This is a genomic window from Citrobacter freundii complex sp. 2025EL-00176, assembly GCF_053309355.1.
In genome coordinates, this window is sequence record NZ_JBRYHT010000016.1 from 59964 (window position 1) to 86819 (window position 26856).

At 52.5% G+C, this 26856-nt stretch carries 27 protein-coding genes and 1 pseudogene; 11 read left to right on the forward strand and 17 right to left on the reverse strand.

Features of this window, described 5'->3' with window-relative positions; translation table 11 throughout:
• The first annotated feature begins 72 nt into the window (after positions 1-72).
• Both ACVXHP_RS21440 and ACVXHP_RS21445 read left to right on the forward strand, forming a co-directional pair.
• Entirely contained in the window at positions 73-921 is an 849-nt protein-coding gene (locus ACVXHP_RS21440) for a MurR/RpiR family transcriptional regulator (RefSeq protein ID WP_304701214.1), read from the forward strand.
• Between the two features lie 55 nt (positions 922-976).
• Positions 977-1237, forward strand: a complete 261-nt coding sequence (locus ACVXHP_RS21445) for a YfhL family 4Fe-4S dicluster ferredoxin (protein ID WP_038642696.1) — start codon at positions 977-979, stop codon at positions 1235-1237.
• On the opposite strand, the gene acpS is transcribed toward ACVXHP_RS21445, so the two are convergent.
• From acpS to rseD, 12 genes and pseudogenes are all read right to left on the reverse strand, one after another.
• Positions 1234-1614: a holo-ACP synthase gene (gene acpS, locus ACVXHP_RS21450; RefSeq protein WP_038642698.1), complete on the reverse strand. Its 381-nt coding sequence runs from the start codon at positions 1612-1614 to the stop codon at positions 1234-1236. The genes ACVXHP_RS21445 and acpS overlap by 4 nt on opposite strands.
• Positions 1614-2345: a pyridoxine 5'-phosphate synthase gene (gene pdxJ / locus ACVXHP_RS21455; RefSeq protein ID WP_003838383.1), complete on the reverse strand. Its 732-nt coding sequence runs from the start codon at positions 2343-2345 to the stop codon at positions 1614-1616. Before pdxJ ends, acpS begins: the two co-directional genes overlap by 1 nt.
• An 11-nt stretch (positions 2346-2356) precedes the next feature.
• Entirely contained in the window at positions 2357-3085 is a 729-nt protein-coding gene (gene recO / locus ACVXHP_RS21460; RefSeq protein ID WP_042306658.1) for a DNA repair protein RecO, read from the reverse strand.
• Between the two features lie 134 nt (positions 3086-3219).
• Positions 3220-4125, reverse strand: a complete 906-nt coding sequence (era, locus tag ACVXHP_RS21465) for a GTPase Era (RefSeq protein WP_006683413.1) — start codon at positions 4123-4125, stop codon at positions 3220-3222.
• On the reverse strand, positions 4122-4802 hold the full coding sequence (gene rnc, locus ACVXHP_RS21470) for a ribonuclease III (RefSeq protein WP_003037579.1): 681 nt from the start codon (positions 4800-4802) through the stop codon (positions 4122-4124). The genes era and rnc overlap by 4 nt, the downstream gene beginning before the upstream one ends.
• Positions 4803-5071: 269 nt before the next feature.
• Positions 5072-6046 carry a signal peptidase I gene (gene lepB / locus ACVXHP_RS21475; RefSeq protein WP_038642704.1) on the reverse strand — a complete coding sequence of 325 codons (975 nt, stop codon included), beginning with the start codon at positions 6044-6046 and terminating at the stop codon, positions 5072-5074.
• A 15-nt stretch (positions 6047-6061) separates the two neighbouring features.
• Positions 6062-7861, reverse strand: a complete 1800-nt coding sequence (lepA, locus tag ACVXHP_RS21480; RefSeq protein ID WP_200005437.1) for a translation elongation factor 4 — start codon at positions 7859-7861, stop codon at positions 6062-6064.
• A 282-nt stretch (positions 7862-8143) separates the two neighbouring features.
• Positions 8144-8623, reverse strand: coding sequence for a SoxR-reducing system protein RseC (gene rseC / locus ACVXHP_RS21485; RefSeq protein WP_447572167.1), 480 nt, complete (start codon positions 8621-8623; stop codon positions 8144-8146).
• Complete coding sequence (rseB, locus tag ACVXHP_RS21490) at positions 8620-9576, reverse strand: sigma-E factor regulatory protein RseB (RefSeq protein WP_447572168.1); 957 nt, start codon at positions 9574-9576, stop codon at positions 8620-8622. Before rseB ends, rseC begins: the two co-directional genes overlap by 4 nt.
• Entirely contained in the window at positions 9576-10226 is a 651-nt protein-coding gene (gene rseA, locus ACVXHP_RS21495; RefSeq protein ID WP_008785497.1) for an anti-sigma-E factor RseA, read from the reverse strand. Before rseA ends, rseB begins: the two co-directional genes overlap by 1 nt.
• 31 nt (positions 10227-10257) lie before the next feature.
• Complete coding sequence (rpoE, locus tag ACVXHP_RS21500; RefSeq protein ID WP_003037573.1) at positions 10258-10833, reverse strand: RNA polymerase sigma factor RpoE; 576 nt, start codon at positions 10831-10833, stop codon at positions 10258-10260.
• Positions 10830-10995 (reverse strand): annotated as a pseudogene (gene rseD / locus ACVXHP_RS21505) (rpoE leader peptide RseD). Before rseD ends, rpoE begins: the two are co-directional and overlap by 4 nt.
• Positions 10996-11257: 262 nt before the next feature.
• Here rseD and nadB point away from each other — a divergent pair.
• Positions 11258-12880 (forward strand): L-aspartate oxidase, encoded by a 1623-nt coding sequence (gene nadB, locus ACVXHP_RS21510; RefSeq protein WP_038642714.1) that lies wholly within the window; start codon positions 11258-11260, stop codon positions 12878-12880.
• On the opposite strand, the gene trmN is transcribed toward nadB, so the two are convergent.
• Entirely contained in the window at positions 12865-13602 is a 738-nt protein-coding gene (trmN, locus tag ACVXHP_RS21515) for a tRNA(1)(Val) (adenine(37)-N(6))-methyltransferase TrmN (protein WP_085048976.1), read from the reverse strand. The two genes, nadB and trmN, sit on opposite strands and share 16 nt — an antisense overlap.
• A 130-nt stretch (positions 13603-13732) precedes the next feature.
• Between trmN and srmB the strand changes: the two genes are divergently transcribed.
• Positions 13733-15061, forward strand: a complete 1329-nt coding sequence (srmB, locus tag ACVXHP_RS21520) for an ATP-dependent RNA helicase SrmB (protein WP_447572169.1) — start codon at positions 13733-13735, stop codon at positions 15059-15061.
• 18 nt (positions 15062-15079) lie between these two features.
• Here srmB and ACVXHP_RS21525 read toward each other — a convergent pair whose 3' ends face one another.
• A complete protein-coding gene (locus ACVXHP_RS21525) occupies positions 15080-15976 on the reverse strand; it encodes a LysR family transcriptional regulator (protein ID WP_447572170.1) in 897 nt (298 codons plus the stop codon).
• Positions 15977-16078: 102 nt separating this feature from the next.
• On the opposite strand from ACVXHP_RS21525, the gene eamB reads away from it, so the two are divergent.
• Positions 16079-16666: a cysteine/O-acetylserine transporter gene (gene eamB / locus ACVXHP_RS21530; RefSeq protein WP_165408156.1), complete on the forward strand. Its 588-nt coding sequence runs from the start codon at positions 16079-16081 to the stop codon at positions 16664-16666.
• Positions 16667-16744: 78 nt separating this feature from the next.
• Here eamB and grcA read toward each other — a convergent pair whose 3' ends face one another.
• The gene (gene grcA / locus ACVXHP_RS21535; RefSeq protein ID WP_005121223.1) at positions 16745-17128 is read right to left on the reverse strand and encodes an autonomous glycyl radical cofactor GrcA; all 384 of its coding nucleotides are present in this window, start codon (positions 17126-17128) and stop codon (positions 16745-16747) included.
• A gap of 317 nt (positions 17129-17445) precedes the next feature.
• Between grcA and ung the strand changes: the two genes are divergently transcribed.
• The gene (ung, locus tag ACVXHP_RS21540) at positions 17446-18135 is read left to right on the forward strand and encodes a uracil-DNA glycosylase (protein WP_042306632.1); all 690 of its coding nucleotides are present in this window, start codon (positions 17446-17448) and stop codon (positions 18133-18135) included.
• 33 nt (positions 18136-18168) lie between these two features.
• On the opposite strand, the gene ACVXHP_RS21545 is transcribed toward ung, so the two are convergent.
• Positions 18169-19248, reverse strand: coding sequence for a tRNA/rRNA methyltransferase (locus tag ACVXHP_RS21545; RefSeq protein ID WP_447572171.1), 1080 nt, complete (start codon positions 19246-19248; stop codon positions 18169-18171).
• Between the two features lie 207 nt (positions 19249-19455).
• Between ACVXHP_RS21545 and trxC the strand changes: the two genes are divergently transcribed.
• The 5 genes from trxC (at position 19456) to ACVXHP_RS21570 (ending at position 25178) form a co-directional block, all read left to right on the forward strand.
• The gene (gene trxC / locus ACVXHP_RS21550) at positions 19456-19875 is read left to right on the forward strand and encodes a thioredoxin TrxC (protein WP_008785506.1); all 420 of its coding nucleotides are present in this window, start codon (positions 19456-19458) and stop codon (positions 19873-19875) included.
• A gap of 69 nt (positions 19876-19944) precedes the next feature.
• Complete coding sequence (gene tapT / locus ACVXHP_RS21555; protein ID WP_174330097.1) at positions 19945-20643, forward strand: tRNA-uridine aminocarboxypropyltransferase; 699 nt, start codon at positions 19945-19947, stop codon at positions 20641-20643.
• 36 nt (positions 20644-20679) lie between these two features.
• Positions 20680-23340, forward strand: coding sequence for a bifunctional acetate--CoA ligase family protein/GNAT family N-acetyltransferase (locus tag ACVXHP_RS21560; RefSeq protein WP_447572172.1), 2661 nt, complete (start codon positions 20680-20682; stop codon positions 23338-23340).
• 114 nt (positions 23341-23454) lie between these two features.
• Entirely contained in the window at positions 23455-24810 is a 1356-nt protein-coding gene (gene pssA / locus ACVXHP_RS21565; RefSeq protein ID WP_038642732.1) for a CDP-diacylglycerol--serine O-phosphatidyltransferase, read from the forward strand.
• A 32-nt stretch (positions 24811-24842) separates the two neighbouring features.
• Positions 24843-25178: a YfiM family lipoprotein gene (locus ACVXHP_RS21570; RefSeq protein ID WP_447572173.1), complete on the forward strand. Its 336-nt coding sequence runs from the start codon at positions 24843-24845 to the stop codon at positions 25176-25178.
• Here ACVXHP_RS21570 and ACVXHP_RS21575 read toward each other — a convergent pair.
• A complete protein-coding gene (locus ACVXHP_RS21575; protein ID WP_447572174.1) occupies positions 25175-26473 on the reverse strand; it encodes an MFS family transporter in 1299 nt (432 codons plus the stop codon). The genes ACVXHP_RS21570 and ACVXHP_RS21575 overlap by 4 nt on opposite strands.
• Positions 26474-26856 lie beyond the last annotated feature (383 nt).

Genomic DNA, 26856 nt, shown 5'->3' on the forward strand with positions numbered 1-26856 from the left:
GGAATATTATATTCATCCAGGCGAGTGAAATTTTGTTTTGTAATCGCCATCACGTTTTCGCCAGGAGACAGCATGAACTGTTTAATTCGCATTCGTCAGCGTTACCCGGATCTCGCGCAAAGCGATAAAAAACTTGCGGATTATCTCCTTGCTCAACCGGATACCGCGCGTCACCTCAGCTCACAGCAGTTGGCATTTGAAGCGGGCGTCAGCCAGTCCAGCGTGGTGAAGTTCGCGCAAAAAATGGGCTTTAAGGGTTTTCCGGCACTCAAACTGGCGATTAGCGAAGCACTGGCCAGCAATCCCAACCCCCATTCTATTCCGGTGCATAATCAGATCCGTGGTGATGACCCGATGCGTCTGGTGGGTGAAAAGCTGATTCAGGAGAACGTGGCGGCGATGCATGCGACGCTGGATATTAACAGCGAAGAAAAACTGTTGGAGAGCGTCACGATGCTGCGCTCTGCACGACGTATTATTCTGACCGGTATTGGTGCCTCCGGTCTGGTAGCGCAGAATTTTGCCTGGAAGCTGTTGAAGATTGGTTTTAACGCGGTGGTTGAACGCGATATGCACGCGCTGCTGGCGACGGTGCAGGCGCTTTCGCCAGGCGATCTACTGCTGGCTATTTCGTACACCGGTGAACGCCGCGAGCTTAATCTGGCGGCAGATGAAACGCTGCGTACCGGGGCCAAAATTCTCGCCATCACCGGCTTTACGCCCAATGCCCTGCAGCAACGCGCAAGTCATTGTCTGTATACGATTGCCGAGGAGCAGGCCACGCGCAGCGCCGCGATCTCCTCCACCCACGCGCAAATGATGCTTACCGATTTACTGTTTATGGCGCTGGTGCAGCAGGATCTGGAGCATGCTCCGGAACGCATTCGTCACAGCGAAGCGCTGGTAAAAAAACTGGTCTGAGCAAAGAATGCGCGTATAATGCCCGCCCGATTTGTGATGTTTTGAGAGTTTCCTGATGGCCCTGTTAATCACTAAAAAATGTATCAATTGCGATATGTGCGAACCTGAATGCCCGAATGAGGCGATTTCGATGGGTGACAGCATTTACGAGATTAACAGTGACAAATGTACGGAATGCGTAGGCCATTACGACACGCCAACCTGCCAGAAGGTGTGCCCGATCCCCAATACTATTTTGAAAGATCCGGCACATTTAGAGAGTGAAGAGCAGTTGTGGGATAAATTCGTCCAGATGCATCACGCGGACAAAATCTAGCTTTCAATAATTACCGTGGCGCAGGCGTAGTGACGCTCATCGGCCAGCGTCACATGCATATGTGCGACGCCGAGTTTTTCCGCCAGGTTTAACGCCTCCCCCCATAACCGCAGACGCGGCTTACCGAGTTCATCGTTAAAGACCTCGAACTGATTAAACGCCAGGCCGTTACGGATACCCGTACCAAAGGCTTTTGCTGCCGCCTCTTTAACCGCAAAACGCTTCGCCAGAAAACGTACCGGCTGCTGATGCGTCTCCCAGATTGCCCATTCGTTGTCGCTGAGTACGCGCCTTGCCAGACGGTCACCGGAGCGGGAGATCACCGCTTCAATGCGGGCAATCTCCACGATATCCGTACCTAATCCCAAAATCGCCATTAGCCACGCGCTTCCAGCATCAGGCGTTTCATTTCTACTACCGCGTCTTTCAGACCGCTCATCACTGCGCGTCCGATAATGGCATGACCGATGTTCAGTTCGTGCATTTCCGGGATCCGCGCGATGGCTTTAACGTTGTGATACGTCAGACCATGACCCGCGTTAACCTTCAGGCCAAGGCTTGCGGCAAAGGTCGCCGCTTTCGCGATACGCGCCAGTTCGCTGGCCTGTTCCGCGTCAGTTTTCGCATCAGCATAACAGCCGGTGTGAATTTCGATAAACGGCGCGCCAACTTCAGCAGCGGCTTTGATCTGTTCTTCATCGGCATCGATGAACAGCGAAACCAGGATGCCGGCGTCCGCCAGGCGTTTACAGGCGTCACGCATCTTGTCACGTTGACCGGCGACATCCAGACCACCTTCAGTGGTAACTTCCTGGCGTTTTTCCGGCACCAGGCAGCAAAAATGCGGCTTAGTCTCAACGGCAATCGCCAGCATTTCTTCGGTTACCGCCATTTCCAGATTCATACGCGTGTCCAGCGTCTGGCGCAGAATACGCACGTCTCGGTCGGTGATATGGCGACGGTCTTCGCGCAGATGCACGGTAATGCCGTCTGCGCCCGCTTGTTCAACGATAAACGCCGCCTGAACCGGGTCCGGGTATGCGGTGCCGCGTGCATTACGTAAAGTGGCAATGTGGTCAATGTTGACGCCTAACAGTAATTCAGCCATGACAATCCTCGTTAATCATTTTTAATTTTTACTGCGCGTTTTGGCATAAATTGCCGGAACAGTTCCCGGCTTTTTAACGGCTTACCACCAAGATACGGCTTTAACGCCATGCGGGTAAAGCGTTTCGCAGCGCGAAGCGTATCAACATCCGGAAATTCACGCGACTCAAGCGCTTTCAGATGGCGTCCGGTAAAGGTGGCGTTATCAATTACTACACTTGCAATAAACCCTTTCTCTTCCCGATAGCGATAGGTCATGGTGTCATCTACCGGCTCGCCGCTGCCCGCGCAGTGGGTAAAATCGACGCCGTAACCCAGATGACCGAGTAAAGCCAGTTCAAAGCGACGTAAGGCGGGCTCTGGGGAACCTGTCGCGCCTGCCAGCGCCTGGATACAGTTCAGGTAGTCGAAAAAGAGTTCAGAAAAGCGGGTCTCGTATTCAAGCACGCGCGAGATAAGCTCGTTGATATACAGACCGCTGTACAACGTAATACCGCTTAGAGGGAGTGCCAGAGAGACGGCTTCGGCGCTACGCAAGGTTTTGACCTCACCACGTCCACCAAAGCGAAGCAATAACGGCGTAAAAGGCTGGAGTGCGCCTTTGAGATTAGAACGTTTGGAACGCGCGCCTTTGGCTACAAGGCGCACGCGGCCTGATTCTTCCGTGAAGACGTCCAGCACAAGACTGGTTTCGCTCCACGGGCGGCTATGCAGGACAAAAGCGCGTTGCCATCCTTCCATCATAATACTCGTCGTCTTTCAAGTTGCAGGTGCGTTGGCTGCGCCCGTTCACCCCAGTCACTTACGCGAGTAAGCTCCCGGGGATTCGCGGACTTGCCGCCTTCCTGCACCTCGAAAGCCATAGAGTATTAAAACTACTGATCGTCGCCGTAACCGAGGCTGCGCAGCGCGCGTTCGTCATCGGCCCAGCCGGATTTCACTTTCACCCACAGTTCGAGGTGAACAGGCGCTTCGAACATTTCCTGCATGTCTTTACGCGCTTCAATACCGATGGTTTTAATTTTGGCCCCTTTGTTGCCAATCACCATCTTCTTCTGCCCTTCACGTTCGACAAGGATCAGACCGTTGATATCGTAGCCGCCGCGCTCGTTAGAGATAAAACGCTCAATCTCAACGGTGACGGAATACGGCAGTTCAGCCCCCAGAAAACGCATCAGCTTCTCACGGATGATTTCAGAAGCCATAAAGCGTTGAGAACGGTCAGTAATGTAATCTTCCGGGAAGTGATGAATCGCTTCCGGCAGGTGCTTACGCACGATGCCCGCAACAGTATCGACATTCAGGCCGGTTTCGGCAGAGATCGGGACGATGTCGAGGAAGTTCATCTGGCTGGCCAGGAACTGCAGGTGCGGCAGCAGATCGGCTTTTTCCTGAACGTTGTCGACTTTGTTCACCGCCAGAATTACCGGGGCTTTACCATCACGCAGCTTGTTGAGCACCATTTCGTCGTCCGGCGTCCAGCGAGTGCCTTCCACAACGAAAATCACCAGCTCAACATCACCAATTGAGCTGCTCGCCGCCTTGTTCATCAAGCGGTTAATGGCACGTTTTTCTTCCATATGCAGGCCCGGGGTATCAACATAAATCGCCTGATACGCGCCTTCGGTATGGATGCCAACAATACGGTGACGTGTTGTCTGAGCCTTACGAGAGGTAATAGAAATCTTCTGCCCAAGCAGATTATTCAACAGGGTAGATTTACCAACGTTCGGGCGACCGACGATGGCAATAAATCCGCAGTAAGTTTTATCGATACTCATTCCAGCTCCAGTTTTTTCAACGCCTGTTCGGCGGCAGCCTGCTCAGCCTTACGACGGCTCGAACCTGTGCCAACCACCGGTTCACTCAGGCCGCTGACCTGGCAGTGGATAGTAAATTCTTGATCGTGAGCTTCACCACGGACCTGCACCACCAGGTAGGACGGCAGCGGCAGGTGGCGACCCTGTAAATATTCCTGCAGGCGCGTTTTCGGATCTTTTTGTTTGTCGCCCGGGCTAATTTCATCCAGACGGGTTTGATACCAATTCAGGATCAGTTGCTCAACGGTTTGAATATCGCTGTCGAGGAAGACGCCGCCGATCAAAGCTTCAACGGTGTCTGCCAGGATCGATTCACGACGGAAACCGCCGCTTTTCAGCTCGCCTGGCCCCAAACGTAAACATTCACCGAGGTCAAACTCACGGGCTAATTCTGCCAGCGTATTACCGCGAACCAGCGTCGCGCGCATGCGGCTCATATCACCTTCATCCACACGCGGGAAACGGTGATATAACGCATTAGCGATGACAAAGCTCAAAATAGAGTCGCCTAAAAATTCTAAACGCTCGTTATGTTTGCTGCTGGCACTACGGTGAGTTAATGCCTGCTGCAACAGCTCCTGATGATTAAAAGTGTAGCCCAGCTTCCGTTGAAGCCGATTAATTACGATGGGGTTCATGCGATACCAATAAATGAATGCGTCAACAATTCAGCACACGAAACAGACCTGATATACGCCATTCACTCAGCCATCTGGCATCGTCTGAATGCTTTTGTATACAAACCAACGCTGTTTCGTGTGCCGTGGCAACCTGTCGGTGCCAACCTAAAACTTCGGGGGAATATTCTATACACAACGACAAGGGATGTCGTTAGTCTGCGGGAATTTATCCGAGAAATAATTCACGTTGTCGCCATAATGACGACAACGTGAACGATTATTAGCAATTAATGAATACCACCAATACGGCTTAAACGCACGCCGGTCGGCCATTCACCCTCTTGCTTGTCGAAGCTCATCCAGATTGCAGTCGCTTTACCCACCAGATTCGCTTCCGGGACAAATCCCCAATAACGGCTGTCCGCGCTGTTGTCACGGTTATCACCCATCATGAAGTAATGTCCCGGTGGGACGATCCAGGTCGCTAACTGCTGGCCTGGCTGACGGTAGTACATGCCTACCTGATCCTGCGCGATTGGCACGGTCAGAATGCGGTGCGTTACCTCACCCAGCGTTTCTTTACGTTCGGTGAGGCGAATACCGTTCTCTTTCGTTTCGTTCAACGGAACTTCAAAGAAACCGCTGGTCGCTTCCCCGCCATTACGACGAGCAAAGGTCTGCACAAAATCACTCGGCTGAACATCAGAGTAGGTTACCGGCAGCGCATTTTCACACGCCTGACCGGAGCTGCAACCTGGCTGAATAGTCACCTCTTTCGCCACCGGATCGTACGTCACTTTGTCTCCCGGTAAACCGACAGCGCGTTTGATGTAGTCCAGGCGCGGATCTTCCGGGTATTTAAACACCACGATATCACCGCGTTTTGGATGGCCGGTTTCGATCAACGTTTTCTGGTAAATCGGATCTTTAATCCCGTAGGCGAATTTCTCCACCAGAATAAAATCACCAATCAACAGCGTCGGCATCATCGAACCTGACGGGATCTGGAATGGTTCATAAATAAACGAACGCACCACCAGCACGATAGCTAATACCGGGAAAACAGATGCGCCAGTTTCCAGCCAGCCCGGCTTAGGGGCCACTTTTTTCAGCGTTGCTTTATCCAGTGAATCCCCTGCAGCAGCTTGCGCTGCTGCCTGACGCTCCCGGCGTTTCGGCGCGAAAATGAATTTATCTACGCACCATAAAATGCCCGTCACCAGTGTGGCAATCACCAGAATCAGGGCAAACATGTTCGCCATGCCAACTCCTTAAGATTATTTGCTGTCTTTACCGACATGCAGAATGGCGAGGAAGGCTTCCTGCGGCAGTTCGACGTTACCGATCTGCTTCATGCGCTTTTTACCCTCTTTCTGTTTTTGCAGCAGCTTTTTCTTACGGCTGATATCGCCACCGTAGCACTTCGCCAGAACGTTTTTACGCAGCTGCTTCACCGTTGAACGCGCGATGATGTGCGTGCCGATGGCCGCCTGAATCGCAATATCAAACTGCTGGCGCGGGATCAGATCTTTCATCTTCTCCACCAGCTCACGGCCACGGCTCTGCGAGTTATCGCGGTGCGTGATCAGCGCCAGCGCATCGACACGTTCGTTGTTGATGAGGACATCAACGCGCACCATGTCAGAGGCCTGGAAACGTTTGAAGTTGTAGTCCAGCGACGCATAGCCGCGGGAGGTCGACTTCAGACGGTCGAAGAAGTCGAGTACCACTTCCGCCATCGGAATTTCGTAGGTCAGCGCCACCTGGTTACCGTGGTAAACCATGTTGGTCTGTACGCCACGCTTCTCGATACACAGCGTGATGACGTTACCAAGGTAAGCCTGCGGCAACAGCATGTGACACTCGGCGATCGGCTCGCGCAGTTCGTAGATGTTGTTCAGCGGCGGCAGCTTGGACGGACTATCGACGTAGATAGTCTCCTTCGCCGTGGTTTCCACTTCGTAGACTACGGTCGGCGCGGTAGTGATCAGATCCAGATCGTATTCACGCTCCAGACGTTCCTGAATGATCTCCATGTGCAACAGGCCGAGGAAGCCACAGCGGAAGCCGAAGCCCAGCGCGGTTGAGCTTTCCGGTTCGTAGAACAAGGAAGCGTCGTTCAGGCTCAGCTTGCCGAGCGCATCACGGAAGTTTTCGTAATCGTCAGAGCTGACCGGGAACAAACCGGCGTAAACCTGCGGCTTCACTTTTTTAAAGCCTGGCAGCGGTTTGTCTGCCGGGTTACGCGACTGGGTCAGGGTATCGCCCACCGGCGCGCCGAGGATGTCTTTAATTGCACACACCAGCCAGCCTACCTCGCCGCATTTCAGCTCGGTACGGTCAACCTGTTTCGGCGTAAAGATGCCCAGACGGTCGGCGTTATAGACCTGACCGGTGCTCATCACTTTGATTTTGTCGCCTTTACGCATGGTGCCGTTTTTAATACGCACCAGCGACACAACGCCCAGGTAGTTATCGAACCAGGAGTCGATGATCAGCGCCTGCAGCGGGCCTTCCGGATCGCCTTCCGGCGGCGGAATGTCGCGCACCAGACGTTCAAGAACGTCGGTCACGCCCACGCCGGTTTTCGCCGAGCAGCGTACTGCGTCGGTGGCGTCGATGCCGACGATGTCTTCAATTTCTTCCGCTACGCGCTCAGGGTCAGCGGCCGGCAGGTCAATTTTGTTCAGTACCGGCACCACTTCCAGATCCATTTCCATGGCGGTGTAGCAGTTGGCCAGCGTTTGCGCTTCTACACCCTGTCCGGCGTCAACCACCAGCAGTGCGCCTTCACAGGCGGCAAGCGAGCGGGAAACTTCATATGAGAAGTCGACGTGGCCCGGGGTGTCGATAAAGTTAAGCTGATAGGTTTCACCATCAGATGCTTTGAAATCGAGCGTCACGCTCTGCGCTTTGATAGTAATACCGCGCTCACGCTCAAGATCCATCGAGTCGAGAACCTGCGCTTCCATTTCACGGTCAGACAGGCCACCGCAGATCTGGATAATACGGTCAGACAGCGTCGATTTACCGTGGTCGATGTGAGCTATGATTGAAAAGTTACGTATGTTCTTCATATAGAGTAATTATTGTGCCTTACGCCCGCCGGAGCAGGCTCTGAGAAGTCGCTGATCTGAGCTTAACGTCTGTTTAAGTGAAACGCCGCATTCTACACTACAACGCTGAGGCGAGGAAATGTTCATAGAGCAAGGATAGCGGGAACTGGAAACGGCATCGCTTTTCTGATGTAAAACATCGTAAGACAAGCGTGGTGCCCGATGGCGCAAGCTTATCGGGCCTACAGGGCTTACTGATCGTTTGTAGGCCGGATAAGGCGAAGCCGCCATCCGGCAAGAATATCATGGGGTCGTTTCGGTAGATGGTGTTTCGACGCGAATAAGATCGGGTGGGAGGGCAACGTTCAGAATAACCGGCTGCCAGGCTTCACGTTCAGCAAGCTTACGGGAATATCCGCGGGCGATCAGGAATCCGCCTACGCCACCCAGTATAGCCCCGCTTAATGCTGCCAGATCGGAGCCAAACAGCACCTGGAACAGCGCCGCGAAAAGAAAGAGCCCCGCCAGCGGAGACATATAAACCAACATCGCCGATCCCAACAGGCTCCCCTCGGCAATGCCTAATTCAACTTTTTGACCTGGAGCCAATGGCTCATCGCTGGATACCACAATAGTGTGCGTGGTCTGCGGTCCAAGTTTATTCAGCACACGGCTCCCGCACCCGGCCCGGGAAGCACAGCTGCCACATGACGCTTTCACATCACAGCTGACGGTCGCGAGACCATTTTGCCAGGAAACGACTGTCGCCCACTCTTTAATCATTGTGCGGCCCTGAACTTAATATTGTCTGCGATACGCTTCGCCGTTTGTGGTGGAAGCTCGCCCACGATCGTAATTTCCGCGTTATCACGCACGCTGGTGCTGACCGTTCTACGTCCGGTTCGCAGCAGTTGATCGGTGCTGTTTTGCGTCGCGCGGTTTACGTTCACGGAGAAACTGAACAGGCCATCCGAATAAAGGCGTGATTCAATCGGCATGTTATCCATGGTCGGCAGCGGGCGTCGACTGCTGGAAACTTCGCTAAAGCCTTGCGGTACCCATGACGGGCTCCAGTTGAAGTTGGTTTTTTCACCCGCAGGAACCGACAGCAACGGCGGTAGATTGGCTTTCGCCAGCGTCTGCATGCTGTCGCTAACGCCGTTGTTTACGGTAAAGGCGATGACGCGGAACTGTTCCAGCGTTTCGCCATCACGATCGAGAAGATCGACACGCATCGGTAGCTTAGTTTCCGTGTCCATCCAGACGATATAGCTGTAACGGGTGCCGTCACGAGCGACAACGCGGATCACTTCACAGAGCCGATCGGCAATGCGGGTGCGGCCTACTGAAATAAAATCATAGTAGGGTGCAAGGCGTTTGAAGTCGGTATAAATCAGGGATGGCAGAGAGTCAACGATATAGTCGCCGTTCAGCGTGAACGGTTCGAGCCCAGGCTCGAAATAGCTAATTTCATTGCCACGTTGCACCACTTCCCGGCGCGGTCCATCCAATTGCAACAGCTGCGCTAGCGGACGGTTATCCTGGCGGGCATGGCGATAACGTAGGGATTCAACACCCTGTTTATTGATGCTGACAAATGACAGCTCATAGGTTAGCGACTGGCTGGCCAGATTCATCTGCTGCAACAACGCCCCGGACGCAGGATTGGCCGAGGCTTTTACAGAGAAGAACAGGCTACCAGCCACAAGTGACATGGCAAACCAAAGTTGCTTCATTACTGCGATTGCGTTCCTAAAGTTTGAATTCCTGGCACCTGCACAGCGGCTTGCTGTGTTTGCGCCTGCTCAAACTGAAGCTGTTCAGAGTGCAGTCGACGTTGCAGTTCGTAATCCTGCAACATGGCATTAATACGACGACGCTGCTCCTGTACCTGCTGTTGCTGACCGCCGCTGGCCGTCGCGTCAGAAGGTACACCCAGGCTTACCGGACTGGCTTTACCCATCATCGGTAATGTATTAAATACCGGCGTTTCGGGCTGCTGGGACGTTTCAGATTGACCATTATAGTGCTGGACGCCAACAATAACTGCAAGTGATACACACGCGGCCACACCCATTTGGGTAAGCTGCGCGGCCCACGGACGCATTTTCTTCCAGAATGGCATTTTCTGCCACTGGTGCGGTGCTGGCTGGGCCTCAGGAATCAATGGCGCCGTCTGACGTACTGGCTCATCCTGGATGGCAGCCATTACGCGGGCGGAAATATCAAAATGGAGAACGTCGGCGGTATCACCTCGCATGGAATCGCGAATCAGGTGATAACTCTCCCAGGTTTTTTGCATTTCCGGGTCGTGAGTCAGCTCTTTAAGCAACTCAGTATCCAGCGTTTCGCCATCCATTAAAGCGGAAAGTTTTTCTTTCTGCATGCCTAATACCTTTTCCAGTATCCCGCTATCGTCAACGCCTGATAAGCGGTTGAACTTTATTATCAATAGCTTCCCTCGCTCGGAAGATACGTGAACGCACCGTACCTACCGGACAATCCATGATAGCGGCTATCTCTTCATAGCTCAGGCCATCCAGCTCCCGCAAGGTTATTGCCATGCGTAAATCTTCCGGGAGGGACTCAATAGTTCGGAAAACTATCTGTCTCAGTTCTTCTGACAACATTAAGTTCTCAGGGTTCGAAATTTCTTTCAGTGCACCGCCACTTTCGTAGTTTTCTGCTTCAATCGCATCTATATCACTGGAAGGTGGACGACGCCCCTGAGCGACCAGGTAATTCTTCGCTGTATTGACTGCGATACGATACAGCCAGGTATAAAAAGCACTATCTCCCCGGAACGAGTCCAGCGCACGATAGGCCTTGATAAATGCTTCTTGTACTACATCGGGTACATCGCCCGACGGTACATAGCGAGAAACCAGACTCGCCACCTTATGCTGATAGCGGACTACCAGTAGGTTAAAGGCTTTCTGATCTCCCTTCTGGACCCGTTCTACCAGGACCTGGTCCGTTAACTGCTCGCTCATCCGAGGTAAAGTCTCCCCAAACCAAATTTCCACGCGCTGTCGAAACGCCACTCCATAAGCTTCACTATGAGCAAGCAAATGCTTAGAGTGCTCAAGTTTCGTAAAGTTCCGTTACGCATTTGTTTTTTGTTTGTCATGTTGTAGACAGGTCTTATCTCTCATTATAAGTCTACATAACCCGATCAACGCACTATCTGTAAGAAATGCCCATTTCACCGCTTGCAGAGTAACCCAACGGCCACTTTATTTCATCACCTAATCTGATGCTAACGGCCTGCTTCACAAAATAAATTTGCTCATTTCGTCCGCGTCATACTTTTCTTTTCTGTTTAGCCATTGCAACACATTTAAAAATAAAACGTGCAGTAACGCGCAGCGTGGTGCTATTGTGACCAAACACTGTTTAGTAAATTAAACAAAAATCATGAATACAACTCCTGAATTATCCTGTGACGTGCTGATCATTGGCAGCGGAGCTGCCGGACTCTCACTGGCGCTGCGGCTGGCTGAGAAACATCAGGTTATTGTACTGAGCAAAGGTCCTGTCAGCGAAGGCTCGACGTTTTATGCCCAGGGCGGTATTGCCGCGGTTTTCGATGAAACCGACAGTATCGACTCCCACGTTGAAGATACGCTGGTTGCCGGGGCCGGACTTTGCGATCGTCATGCGGTTGAGTTTGTCGCCAGCAATGCCCGCACCTGTGTGCAGTGGCTTATCGATCAGGGCGTGTTATTTGATACGCAGGTTCAGCCCAACGGTGAAGAGAGTTATCACCTGACCCGTGAAGGCGGTCATAGCCATCGGCGCATCCTGCATGCTGCGGATGCCACCGGTAAAGAAGTCGAAACCACCCTTGTCAGCCAGGCGCAAAATCATCCCAACATCCAGGTTCTGGAGCGCAGTAATGCCGTCGACCTGATTGTCTCTGATAAAATCGGTCTGCCGGGAACGCGTCGGGTTGTTGGGGCCTGGATCTGGAATCGTAATAAAGAAGCGGTCGAAACCTGCCATGCGAAGTCAGTGGTGTTAGCCACCGGCGGCGCGTCAAAAGTGTATCAGTACACCACCAATCCGGATATCTCCTCGGGGGATGGGATTGCAATGGCCTGGCGCGCGGGGTGCCGTGTCGCCAATCTTGAATTTAACCAGTTTCACCCCACGGCGCTGTATCATCCGCAGGCGCGCAATTTCCTGCTGACCGAGGCGCTGCGTGGCGAAGGCGCACACCTGAAGCGCCCGGACGGCTCGCGCTTCATGCCCGATTTTGACGAACGTGGCGAACTGGCTCCTCGCGATATTGTCGCCCGTGCCATTGACCACGAGATGAAACGTCTGGGCGCTGACTGCATGTTCCTCGACATCAGCCATAAACCGGAAGCATTTGTTCGTCAGCATTTCCCGATGATTTATGAAAAACTGCTGGGACTGGGTATCGATTTGACCAAAGAGCCGGTCCCTATCGTCCCTGCCGCGCACTATACCTGCGGCGGTGTAATGGTTGATGACTTTGGCCGCACGGATGTCGACGGGCTGTATGCTATCGGCGAAGTGAGTTATACCGGCCTGCATGGCGCCAACCGGATGGCGTCGAACTCATTGCTTGAATGCCTGGTTTATGGCTGGTCAGCCGCGGAAGATATCGACAGGCGAATGCCTTACGCGCGCGGTGTCAACACACTTCCCGCCTGGGATGAAAGTCGTGTGGAAAATCCGGATGAGTTGGTTGTGATCCAACATAACTGGCATGAGCTGCGCTTATTCATGTGGGACTACGTCGGAATTGTACGTACGACTAAGCGGCTGGAACGCGCGCTGCGCCGTATCACCATGCTGCAACAGGAAATCGACGAGTATTACGCCCATTTCCGCGTGTCGAACAATTTGCTGGAACTGCGCAACCTGGTGCAGGTTGCCGAGCTGATTGTACGCTGCGCAATGATGCGCAAAGAGAGTCGGGGCCTGCACTACACGCTGGATTATCCTGAACAACTTCCCGAGTCAGGCCCGTCGATTCTCTCGCCGCTAAGTCATCACATAAACAGATAAAACGCCTGGGTCAGCGCCGTGTAACCTTCAGAGTAACGTTGGTCTGGCCCACGGATAACCAACCTGTCGCTAAAGCACTCCCCGGCCTGCGGGGAGAATGCCAACAATACACGATGTGGTAGCCGGGCCTCAGTTTCTGCCACATCCGTACGTAAACGCAAATGCCAGCCCATACTTAATGCCTGCTGGGTAAAAGCATTACCAATTTGTTCCGGCAGCACGACACAAAAAAAACCATCTTCAGTAATACTGCCCGCCGCCAGCGCCAGCAATGCTTCATGATCGAGCGCGGTAGTGTAACGTGCCTGCTCGCGCTGCGGCGTGGCGCATTCCACTCCCTGTTCATAATAAGGTGGATTGCTGATAATCAAATCAAAACGTACGGTCTGGCGTGGTATCCATTGCTGCGCATCTGCTGTATGAACGCTGACGCGATGCATCCACGGAGATTGCGCGATGTTCTCCTGCGCCTGCTGCGCGGCGTCGACATCAAGCTCCACGGCGTCAATGATGACATTTTCATCAGTGCGCTGGGCCAGCATCAGCGCCAACAAGCCGCTCCCGGTACCAATATCCAGGATCCGTTTTACGCCCGCAACGGGGGCCCAGGCCCCTAATAAAATACCGTCCGTTCCGACTTTCATTGCACAACGATCGTGTGCCACAAAAAACTGCTTAAATGTAAATCCATTACGTCTAAGTACGGATGTAGACTGGGGCATGAAGAACAACCTTCCTGGAAAAAAAACGATAACATAGGATAAAAACAATACCTGAGAAGCTATATCCATACAAACAGATGAAGATTGCAGCCGTAACGTCTATAATCAGCGCCCCACACAGAGGTAGAACATGACTGTAACGACTTTTTCCGAACTTGAACTCGATGAAAGCCTTCTGGATGCCCTCCAGGAAAAAGGTTTCACTCGCCCGACCGCCATTCAGGCTGCCGCCATTCCGCCTGCGCTCGATGGCCGTGATGTACTCGGTTCTGCGCCGACAGGCACCGGTAAAACGGCGGCATATTTGCTGCCAGCGTTGCAGCACCTTATCGACTTCCCGCGTAAGAAATCTGGTCCACCGCGCATTTTAATTCTGACGCCGACGCGCGAACTGGCGATGCAGGTTGCCGACCACGCCCGTGAACTGGCGAAGAATACGCATCTGGATATCGCCACAATTACTGGCGGCGTGGCTTACATGAACCACATGGAAGTCTTTAGCGAAAACCAGGATATCGTGGTCGCCACCACCGGTCGTCTGCTGCAATACATAAAAGAAGAGAACTTCGACTGCCATGCGGTTGAAACGCTGATCCTCGATGAAGCAGACCGCATGCTGGACATGGGCTTTGCCCAGGACATTGAGCATATCGCCGGTGAAACCCGCTGGCGTAAGCAGACGATGCTATTCTCTGCCACGCTGGAAGGAGACGCGATTAAAGATTTTGCCGAGCGCCTGCTGGAAGATCCGGTTGAGGTTTCGGCGGATCCATCGACCCGTGAACGCAAGAAGATCCACCAATTTTACTACCGTGCTGATGACATTGAGCACAAAACGGCTTTGCTGATCCATCTGTTAAAACAGCCTGAAGCAACCCGTTCGATTGTTTTTGTACGTAAGCGTGAGCGTGTTCACGAGCTGGCAGGCTGGCTGCGCCAGGCGGGCATTAATAACTGCTATCTCGAAGGCGAGATGGTACAGATTAAGCGTAACGAAGCGATAAAACGCCTGACCGATGGTCGTGTGAACGTGCTGGTTGCGACCGATGTTGCCGCTCGCGGGATCGATATTCCTGACGTTAGCCACGTGTTTAACTACGACATGCCGCGCAGTGGTGATGCCTATCTGCACCGCATTGGCCGTACCGGCCGCGCTGGTCGTAAAGGTACCGCGATTTCTCTGGTTGAAGCGCACGACCACCTGCTGCTTGGTAAAGCGAGTCGCTATATCGACGAACCTCTGAAGGCACGCGTTATTGACGAACTGCGTCCGACCACTCGCGCGCCAAGTGAGAAATCTAACGGCAAACCGTCCAAGAAAGTGCTGGCGAAGCGTGCCGAGCAAAAGGCCAAAGAAAAAGAGAAACCGCGCGTGAAGAAACGTCACCGCGACGCCAAAAACATTGGCAAACGTCGTAAGCCGAGCGGAACGACTCCGCAGCAGTCCGACAAAGAGTAAAACCGTATGCCGGGCCGTTTAGCCCGGCATTTTTTCATGCGGCGCAAAGCTCTCTTCAATACACTCAATAAACACCCGCATCGCCGGGCTAACGACTTTTCCAGCATGGTAGCCGCACAATGCCGTAATTAACTCCGGCTGTTTGCTGAACGGTAACTCAACCAATTCCCCTGAACGTAGCTCCTTCTCGACAGCAAAACGTGGCAAAAAACTGACGCCAAGATTTGCCGATACGCAGTGCTTGATGCTCTCAATACTCCATAACTCAATCGTATTTTCCAGCGTAATCTGACGTTTACGCAGTAAGCCCTCGAAGCGTTGTCTGAAAATACATTGCGGTTCATTAATGATAAAGCTGCAGGGAATGTGCTGGTTATGCCGGGTGAAATCAACATGCTGAAGCAGAGGCGACGCAACCAGCGCCAGCGACTGATCGCCCAACGGTATCATCTCCAGCGCTTCGTCATTACCAACACGATAAAACACGCCCAGATCAACCTCATCACTAAGCAACGCATCGCGAATGACATAGCAGTTGAGCGACTGTAAGGACAACCTCACATGAGGCGCGCGTTGTTTAAAACGCTGTAATACCTGCGGCATTTTATACGCCAGCAGCGTTTCGCCGGTCGCAACGCGTAGATCGCCGCTCGGCTGCGCATCCTGCTGCGCTGACTGGCGAATCGATGCCATCACGCGGGTCAGGTCGTGTATATGCGGCATCAACCGTTTGCCCTCACTGGTGAGACACATTCTGCGGCCAATTTTTTCGAACAACTGCACCGAAAGCTCTTGCTCAAGCTGTTGAATATGAAACGTGACGGTTGATTGCGTACAGCAAAGTTTTTGTGACGCCCGCAGGAACGAGCCCTCTTCCACCACCGTTTTTAACGTAATAAACCGACGTAAATCCATCCGCACCAACCCATCGAAATTATCGAACCCAGAATGCAAAAACATTCATTTTTTTAAATGTTTTGACTCGGGTACTGTCTACCAAAACAGAGGAGATAACAAGTGACCCCCATGCTTTTAAGTGCATTCTGGACCTATACATTGATTACCGCGCTAACCCCCGGACCAAACAACATCCTTGCGCTCAGTGCTGCGACATCACACGGTTTTCGCCAGAGTACGCGCGTGCTTGCCGGGATGAGTCTGGGCTTTTTAATCGTCATGTTGATGTGTGCCGGGATTTCGTTTTCGCTTGCCGCGATGGATCCGGCCATCATTCACTGGCTCAGTTGGGCAGGAGCGGCATATATCTTGTGGCTGGCATTAAAAATCGCCACCAGCCCGGCGGCAAACGATAATTTGCAGTCCGAACCGATCGGCTTCTGGGCGAGTTTTGGCTTGCAGTTTGTTAACGTCAAAATCATTTTGTACGGCATTACCGCGTTATCCACGTTCGTACTGCCCTATACACAGGAAGCTCACTGGCTGATTGGGGTGAGTATTCTGTTGGCGCTGATCGGCACCTTTGGTAATGCATGTTGGGCGCTGGCAGGCCATCTTTTTCAGCAACTCTTTCGCCGCTACGGCCGACAGTTGAATATCATTCTGGCGCTGCTGTTAGTGTATTGCGCAGTGAGAATTTTTTACTAACGGATATAAAAAAGCGGAAGACGCGCTGGCATCTTCCGCTTTTGATTCTCTGCTAAACGGGGTTATTCCCCGTGAGCCTTACAGGCTCTCAGTAAAGGTACGAGCAATAACGTCGCGCTGCTGTTCTGGGGTCAGAGAGTTGAAACGTACCGCATAACCAGAAACACGGATGGTCAGCTGCGGATATTTTTCCGGATGCTTAACCGCATCTTCCAGCGTTTCGCGACGCAGAACGTTCACGTTCAGGTGCTGACCACCTTCCACGCGGACTTCCGGCTGTACATCTACCGGCACTTCACGGTATTCGATTTCACCCAGTTTGCTGACGGCAACGACGTCATCTGCATTGAAACCTGCTTTCGCAACGATGCAGCGTGCTTCGCCTTTTTCGCTGTCCAGCAGCCAGAAAGAGTTCAGCAGGTCGTCGTTTGCAGCTTTAGTAATCTGGATACCTGTAATCATTTGATGCCTCCCCGGCAAAATTATTTGATCTCGGTTGGCCGTCATCCGGCCAATTGGTAAAACCATTGTTGCTTGAGTGTATATATACCCCTCACACCCCCTTGAATCTTTGATTTAAATCAACAAAAACCACACACGTAAAGTGGTGATAGGTGGATTTTATTGTTTTACATCAACTTACGCCACGTGCGTAGCTAAACTTTTTACATAAATTTTCAACTATCTTTAAGACCCAGGCCGTTGAGAAACGTACAGAATTTTGCGACGTGGTAAGAAGCAGTTAAGCTAGAGGGATTGAAAATTCGCAGGAGAGCGAGATGGCCACCGAATTAACCTGGCACGATGTGCTGGCAGATGAGAAACAGCAGCCTTATTTTGTTAACACGCTACATACTGTCGCTGGCGAGCGTCAGTCGGGTATGACAATTTACCCGCCGCAAAAAGATGTGTTTAACGCTTTTCGCTTTACTGAACTTGGCGACGTAAAAGTCGTCATCCTGGGGCAGGATCCTTACCACGGTCCAGGCCAGGCACACGGTCTCGCGTTCTCTGTTCGTCCGGGTATTGCCACTCCGCCATCGCTGCTGAACATGTACAAAGAGCTGGAAGCGACTATTCCTGGCTTCACGCGCCCAACGCACGGTTATCTGGAAAGCTGGGCACGCCAGGGAGTGCTGTTACTGAATACCGTACTCACCGTTCGGGCAGGCCAGGCACATTCTCACGCCAGCCTGGGTTGGGAAACCTTCACCGATAAAGTCATCAGCCTGATTAATCAACATCGCGAAGGCGTGGTTTTTCTGCTCTGGGGTTCACACGCACAAAAGAAAGGCGCGATTATTGATACCCAGCGTCACCATGTGTTGAAAGCGCCGCACCCGTCACCGCTCTCCGCACATCGCGGTTTCTTTGGCTGCAATCACTTTGTACTGGCTAATGAATGGCTGGAACAACGAGGTGAAAAGCCGATTGACTGGACGCCGGTGTTACCAGCAGAAAGTGAGTAAAAAAATGCCAGCGATTCGCTGGCATTTTTATTATCAGGCTTTGTTCTGACGCCACCACTCGGCGAGCAGTACGCCGGTTGCCACAGATACGTTGAGCGTTTCAACGTTGCCCGTACCGTCAATCGCCACGCACAGGTCGTCAGCTGAGCATGCCGCTTCCGGCAGTGCTTCACGCTCACGCCCTAATACCAGCACCATTTTTTCCGGCAGCGTAGTAGTAAACAACGGTGTGCCTTTCACGCTTGAGGTCATCACTACCGTGTAACCTGCCTTACGGAAGTCGTCCAGCACATCGACAATGCTGTCCCCGGTGATCGGCTGAACATGCTCTGCGCCACCTTCAGCGGTACGGATAGCCGCACCTGATTCCAGCAGCGCCGCGTCCTGTACCACCACGCCTTTCACACCAAAGTGGGCGCAGCTACGCATCATTCCGCCCAGGTTGTGCGGGTTAGCAATGTCTTCCAGAGCCAGTACGCAATCCTGCGCCCCAGCCTGACCCACCCACTGCTTAACGGTAGTGCCGTTACGTTTTTTGATCAGGAAGCAAACACCGCCATGGTGCTCAGTACCGGAAGCTTTCGCCAGCTCAGCTTCGTCAACCACGTGGTAGGCTTTGCGGTTTGCCGCCATCCAACGTAATGCTTCTTTAAAGCGCGGGGTGACGCTCTGCACAAACCAGGCGCGAACAATAGCGTCCGGGCGACTCTGGAACAGAGCCTGACAGGCATTTTCACCGTAAACGCGGGTTTCTTCCGCGCGCTGACGACGTAAGACTTCAGGATCGATAAAACTCTTGCCGCTAATACCGCCATGATCGGCTTTATCCGCAGCATCATCATTCGGTGCGCGGGACACGGTACGCCATGGTGAATCATCATGTCTGCGGTCGCGTTCTACATCGCGGTCGCGACCACGTTCACGGCCGCGTTCGCTGTTCGGACCCTTTCTGTCATCACGGGCAGGGCGACGACCGCCTTCGGCTCGGGAAGTACCGGGGCGTCCGCCGCCTTTACCAGTACGTGGATTTTGGGTGCGTTTATCCGAGTCATCGTCACTGCGGACGTACATCACTTTGACCTTGCCGTTTTTGTTCTTCAGTTCGTCGCTCATGTTTTTCTCCACCTGCTCTGCGCGAAGCGCGCAGATTACCCGATGTGCACGTCGTTAGCCATTATTTCATTTAAAAGCTAAGGACTATTGTACTCATTGAATAAAACGCATTGTTGTTTAGAACAGACTCCCCGATAATATGTAACATAATAGAAACATACTGGCGTCACTGCCATGAAGTCCACACTACTCATCCAGAGGTTAGTTATGAATACCGTTTGTACCAGCTGCCAGGCTATCAACCGCATTCCCGACGATCGTGTCCAGGAAGCGGCTAAATGCGGACGCTGTGGTCACGACCTGTTTGATGGGGAGGTGATCAATGCGACCGGTGAAACACTGGATAAACTGTTAAAAGACGATCTTCCGGTAGTGGTTGATTTTTGGGCCCCCTGGTGCGGGCCGTGCCGTAACTTTGCCCCAATTTTTGAAGATGTCGCAGAAGAGCGTAGCGGTAAAGTGCGTTTTGTTAAAGTGAATACGGAAGCCGAGCGTGAACTCAGCGCCCGCTTCGGTATCCGCAGTATTCCGACCATCATGATCTTTAAAAAAGGTGAAATCGTCGACATGCTCAATGGTGCCGTCCCTAAGGCTCCGTTTGATAGCTGGCTTAACGAATCATTATAATCTCTACGGGGCGCATCTTGTGCCCCGTTTTCACCTCTGCGACAATAGCGTTTTTCAACGTGTTTCCCCATGACCGATAACGCTGTTCTTCAGTTACGCGCTGAGCGCCTCGCGCGCGCCACCCGTCCTTTCCTCGCCAGAGGTAATCGTATTCGTCGCTGCCAGCGCTGCCTGTTGCCGCTAAAGCTCTGCTTATGCGCAACCTTGGTGCCGTCTGAGGCGAAAAGCCGTTTTTGTCTGGTCATGTTTGATACCGAGCCGATGAAGCCCAGTAATACGGGACGTTTAATCGCCGATATTTTGCCAGATACCGCGGCTTTTCAGTGGTCACGCACCGAACCGCCGCAGGCGCTGCTTGAGCTGGTGAAGAATCCTGATTACCAGCCGATGGTCGTGTTCCCGGCTTCCTATGCGGGCGAAGAGCGCGAAGTGATTTTCACGCCGCCAGCCGGTAAACCGCCACTGTTTATTATGCTCGATGGCACCTGGCCGGAAGCGCGTAAAATGTTCCGCAAAAGCCCGTACCTCGACAACCTGCCGGTGATCTCCGTGGATTTATCGCGCCTGTCCGCTTATCACCTGCGTGGTATTCACGCCGAAGGGCAATACTGTACTGCCGAAGTGGCCATCGCTTTGCTGGATCTGGCAGGCGATACGCAAGCTGCGGAAGGGCTAAGCGATCACTTCACACGCTTTAAAACCCGTTACCTGGCAGGAAAAACCCAACATCAGGGAAGCGTCACAGCAGACTCGACAGAAAGCGTTTAAAATCATTCGGTCACTGGTGTCATTAAGGAAGCCGATATGAGTCAACGTGGTCTGGAAGCACTACTGCGACCGAAATCCATTGCGGTGATTGGGGCGTCGATGAAGCCTAACCGCGCGGGTTACCTGATGATGCGTAATCTGCTTGCCGGCGGTTTCAATGGGCCAGTTCTACCGGTGACGCCCGCCTGGAAAGCGGTATTGGGCGTACTGGCCTGGCCCAATATCAGCAGTTTGCCTTTTAGCCCCGACCTCGCCGTGTTGTGCACTAATGCCAGCCGTAACCTGGCATTACTCGAAGCGCTTGGCGAGAAAGGCTGTAAAACCTGCATTATTCTTTCGGCTCCCGCGGCCCAGCATGCAGAACTGCTGGCCTGCGCCTCACGCTATAAAATACGCCTGCTGGGTCCCAACAGTCTGGGACTTCTCGCCCCCTGGCAGGGGCTTAACGCCAGCTTTTCCCCCGTCCCGATTAAGCGCGGCAAGCTGGCTTTTATATCTCAATCCGCCGCCGTATCCAATACCATACTCGACTGGGCGCAGCAGAGAGAAATGGGCTTTTCTTACTTTATCGCGTTGGGTGACAGCCTGGATATCGATGTCGATGAACTACTGGATTACCTGGCGCGCGACAGCAAAACCAGCGCGATATTGCTGTATCTCGAACATTTGAGCGATGCCCGGCGCTTTGTCTCCGCCGCCCGTAGCGCCGCACGCAACAAACCCATTCTGGTGATTAAGAGCGGCCGCAGCCCGGCAGCGCAACGTTTACTGCACACCAGCGCCGGAATGGACCCAGCCTGGGACGCGGCTATCCAGCGCGCCGGTTTATTGCGAGTACAAGACACTCACGAGTTGTTCTCAGCGGTCGAAACCCTGAGTCACATGCGCCCGCTGCGTGGTGACAGGCTGATGATCATCAGTAACGGTGCCGCGCCTGCCGCGCTGGCATTGGATGAGCTATGGTCGAAAAATGGCAAACTCGCCACGCTGAGTGAAGATACCTGCCAGAAATTACGCGATGCACTACCAGCCCATGTTGATATTGGCAACCCGCTGGATCTGCGTGACGATGCCGGTAGCGAACACTATGTAAAAACGCTGGATATTTTGCTCGCCAGCCAGGACTTCGACGCGCTGATGGTGATACATTCACCCAGCGCCGCCGCCCCTGGGACCGAAAGCGCACAAGCATTAATCGAAGCAGTAAAGCAGCATCCGCGAGGGAAATTTATCTCCTTACTGACCAACTGGTGTGGGGAGTTTTCTTCTCAGGAAGCCCGTAGGCTATTTAGCGAAGCAGGGTTGCCCACCTACCGTACGCCGGAAGGAACGATCACCGCGTTTATGCATATGGTCGAGTATCGGCGTAACCAGAAGCAACTGCGAGAAACACCTGCGCTACCGGACTACCTAACCACTAACACCGCTGAAGCGCATAATCTGTTACAGCAGGCAATTGCTGAAGGGGCCACATCGCTGGACACCCATGAAGTGCAACCGATTTTACAAGCTTATGGCTTACACACGCTCCCGACCTGGATCGCCAGCGACAGCGCGGAAGCGGTGCATATCGCAGAGCAGATCGGCTATCCGGTGGCGCTCAAGCTGCGTTCACCTGATATCCCGCATAAATCGGAAGTTCAGGGGGTAATGCTCTACCTGCGAACGGCAACAGAGGTACAGCAGGCCGCGAACGCGATTTTTGATCGGGTGAAAATGGCCTGGCCGCAGGCGCGCATCCACGGTTTATTAGTGCAAAGCATGGCGAATCGCGCTGGCGCTCAGGAGCTTCGCGTCGTCGTTGAACACGATCCGGTATTTGGCCCGCTGATTATGCTGGGCGAAGGTGGCGTTGAGTGGCGACCAGAAGAACAAGCCGTGGTGGCATTACCGCCATTGAACATGAATCTGGCGCGTTATCTGGTGATCCAGGGGATCAAAAATAAGAAGATTCGCGCTCGTAGCGCACTACGCCCACTGGATATCGCCGGACTAAGCCAGCTTCTGGTGCAGGTATCCAACCTGATCGTCGATTGTCCGGAAATTCAGCGTCTGGATATTCATCCGCTGCTGGCCTCCGCTGGTGAGTTTACCGCGCTGGACGTCACGCTGGATATTGCCCCTTTCACAGGCGATAACGAAAGCAGATTAGCTGTACGTCCCTACCCTCATCAGCTTGAAGAGTGGGTGGAGTTGAAAAACGGCGAACGCTGCCTGTTCCGCCCCATTTTGCCAGAGGATGAACCTCATCTTCAGCAGTTCATTTCTCAGGTAACAAAAGAAGATCTTTATTATCGCTATTTTAGTGAGATCAACGAATTTACCCATGAAGATTTAGCCAATATGACACAGATCGACTACGATCGTGAAATGGCTTTTGTCGCAGTGCGTTGCAGAGATAATCATGAAGAGATCCTCGGCGTGACGCGAGCTATCTCGGATCCTGATAACGTAGATGCCGAGTTTGCCGTCCTGGTTCGTTCTGATCTCAAAGGACTTGGACTGGGTCGCCGATTGATGGAAAAATTAATTGCCTATACCCGAGATCACGGACTTAGACGTTTGAATGGTATTACGATGCCAAACAATCGCGGTATGGTCGCCCTGGCCCGGAAACTCGGGTTCGTTGTTGACGTCCAACTCGAAGAGGGGATTGTTGGGCTAACGCTTAATCTGGCCCAATTTGAGGAATCGTGAGTAAGGTACTGGAAATGTTGACCACATTAATGGGTACTGGTGGTATCATTGCCCGCTTATGTCGTCTGCATAGCACAGAGGACCCTTCAATGAACAGAGAAGAAATGCACTGTGATGTTGTCAAAATTTAAGCGTAATAAACATCAACAACACCTTGCCCAACTACCCAAGATTTCTCAGTCAGTTGATGATGTAGATTTCTTTTATGCTCCCGCTAATTTCAGGGAGACTCTGCTGGAAAAAATAGCCAGCGCGACGCGACGGATCTGCATTATTGCGCTGTACCTGGAACAGGATGACGGTGGCAAAGGCATACTCGACGCGCTCTATGCGGCAAAACGGCAGCGTCCTGAACTGGATGTCCGGGTGCTTGTCGACTGGCACCGAGCCCAGCGCGGGCGCATTGGTGCTGCGGCATCAAATACCAACGCTGACTGGTATTGCCGCATGGCGCAAGAAAACCCTGGTATCGATATCCCTGTCTATGGCGTGCCGATTAACACGCGCGAAGCCCTTGGCGTTTTGCATTTCAAAGGCTTTATCATCGATGACAGCGTCCTGTATAGCGGTGCCAGCCTGAACGATGTTTATCTGCATCAGCATGATAAATATCGCTACGACCGTTATCAGTTGATTCGCAACGCGCAAATGGCCGATATCATGTTCAATTGGGTGGCGCAAAACCTGATGAATGGTCGCGGCGTTAATCGTCTTGATGATATCAATCGCCCTAAAAGCCCGGAAATTAAAAACGACATTCGCTTGTACCGTCAGGAACTGCGCGATGCGTCATTCCATTTTCAGGGGGATGCGGATAATGAACAACTTTCTGTTACACCGCTGGTTGGACTCGGAAAATCCAGTCTGTTAAATAAGACTATTTTCCACCTCATGCCCTGTGCAGAGCACAAGCTCACGATCTGTACCCCTTATTTCAACCTGCCCGCCATACTGGTGCGCAATATCATTCAGCTGCTGCGTGAAGGGAAAAAGGTCGAAATCATTGTCGGTGATAAAACCGCCAACGACTTTTACATTCCGGAAGATGAGCCTTTTAAAATCATTGGCGCGCTGCCCTATCTGTATGAAATTAACCTGCGCCGTTTCCTGAGCAGACTGCAATATTATGTCAATACCGACCAGTTGGTCGTGCGCTTATGGAAAGATGATGACAACACTTATCATCTGAAAGGCATGTGGGTTGATGATAAATGGATGCTGCTCACCGGCAACAATCTTAATCCTCGAGCCTGGCGTCTGGATCTGGAAAACGCCATCCTTATCCACGATCCTAAGCAAGAGCTGGCTCCCCAGCGCGATAAAGAGTTGGAGCTTATTCGCACGCATACCACGGTGGTTAAGCACTACCGCGACCTGCAAAGCATTGCTGACTATCCAGTCAAAGTGCGTAAGCTCATCCGTCGACTACGCCGTATTCGTATCGACAGATTAATTAGCCGTATTCTGTAACCAAGACCCCGTCCAGTGACGGGGTTTTTCCTATGGAGGCAACGGTGCGCCTGTTTCTTCTTACCAGTATCCTGGCTATTTCTGGCTGCAGCCACATGGCAAATGACCGCTGGAGCGGACAAGACAAAGCTCAACATTTTATCGCCTCCGCCATGCTTGCCGCAGCCGGTAATGAATACGCCCAGCATCAGGGTTACAGCCGCGATCGCAGTGCAGCTATTGGTTTGATGTTCTCAATCAGCCTGGGCGCGTCAAAAGAGCTGTGGGACAGCCGCCCCGCTGGGAGCGGCTGGAGCTGGAAGGACTTTGCCTGGGATGTTGCGGGCGCCTCAACCGGCTATGCAGTCTGGCAACTGGCACATCATTAGAGGCGCAGCCCTTTCCCCTTGCCATGCAGCATCAGTGATACTAAAAATGCGACGACTGCCAGCGCGGTAACGTACCAGAAGAATGTGGTTTCCATACCGATGGACTTCAGGGATAAGGCAACATATTCGGCTGAACCTCCAAACAGGGCATTCGCCACCGCATAAGATAACCCTACCCCCAGGGCGCGCACCTGCGCCGGAAACATCTCAGCCTTCAGAATGCCGCTGATGGACGTATAGAAACTCACGATCAACAAGGCACACATTACCAGTGCAAACGCCACATACGGAGACGTCACGTTTTGCAACGCTGTCAGAATGGGAACGGTGAAAATCGCAGCTAATGCGCCAAAGCATAACATGGAAGTACGTCTGCCAATTTTATCTGACAAAGCGCCAAACAATGGTTGCACCAGCATGAATACACACAGTGCCGCCGTCATAATCCCGCTGGCTACGTTGGCATGCATACCGGCAGTGTTAACCAGGTACTTCTGCATATAGGTTGTGAAGGTGTAAAAACACAGCGAGCCAGCAGCGGTAAAGCCAAGCACCATGACAAAGGCTTTACGATTACGCCACAGACCTTTCAGAGAGCCCGCTTCTTTTAACGCACGAACATCCTGTTTCGAGGTTTCATCCAACTGACGACGCAGCCATAGCGCGACAATAGCCAGCACGGCCCCCAGCGCAAATGGAATACGCCAACCCCATTCTCTGAGCGCAGAGTCTTCTAACGTTTGCTGTAAAATGACCACAACCAGCAATGCCAATAGCTGCCCGCCAATTAACGTTACGTACTGGAATGAAGCATAAAAACCTTTCTTACCTTCAATAGCGACTTCACTCATGTAGGTTGCGCTGGTTCCATATTCGCCCCCGACAGACAGCCCCTGAAACAGTCTGGCCAGCAGCAGTAGCGCAGGAGCCCAGGTACCGATGGTTTCATACCCCGGCAGGCAAGCGATCACCAGCGATCCCATGCACATCATACAAACTGACAACAGCATGGATTTTTTACGCCCGTGCTTATCGGCGATGCGACCAAATAACCAGCCGCCAATTGGTCGCATCAGAAAGCCTGCGGCAAAAACGCCGGCAGTCTGTAAGAGTTGCGTAGTGGTGTTTCCTGATGGAAAAAAGATATGAGCAAAATAGAGAGAGCAGAAAGAATAGATATAGAAATCAAACCATTCGACCAAATTCCCTGATGATGCTCCAACAATCGCCCAAATACGACGACGGGTATCGCCGTCTGTCAGCGTCCCGTTCTCAGTTACACTGCTATCAGCCATTCGAATTATACCCCTGCCAAGGATCGCGTGAATTTATCAATGCTAGTTGTGTCTTTTTTGGTAAATTAAATGTTATATAATTGTTATAATAAATTATGCGACATAAATCACGGTTTTAATTAGCACAGAAAGGATTCAGATATATTCGAGGGATGAAAATTGCCTGATGCGCTGCGCTTATCAGCGCCTGCAGGAAGGGGTACACGCGTTTTTGCAGGCCGGATAAGGCGGAACGCCGCATCCGGCAGGTTTCATTTCGTACAGACGCAAAAAAGCCCATCCGGCAGGATGGGCTTCTTCACTTAATTGATGCCTGGCAGTTCCCTACTCTCGCATGGGGAGACCCCACACTACCATCGGCGCTACGGCGTTTCACTTCTGAG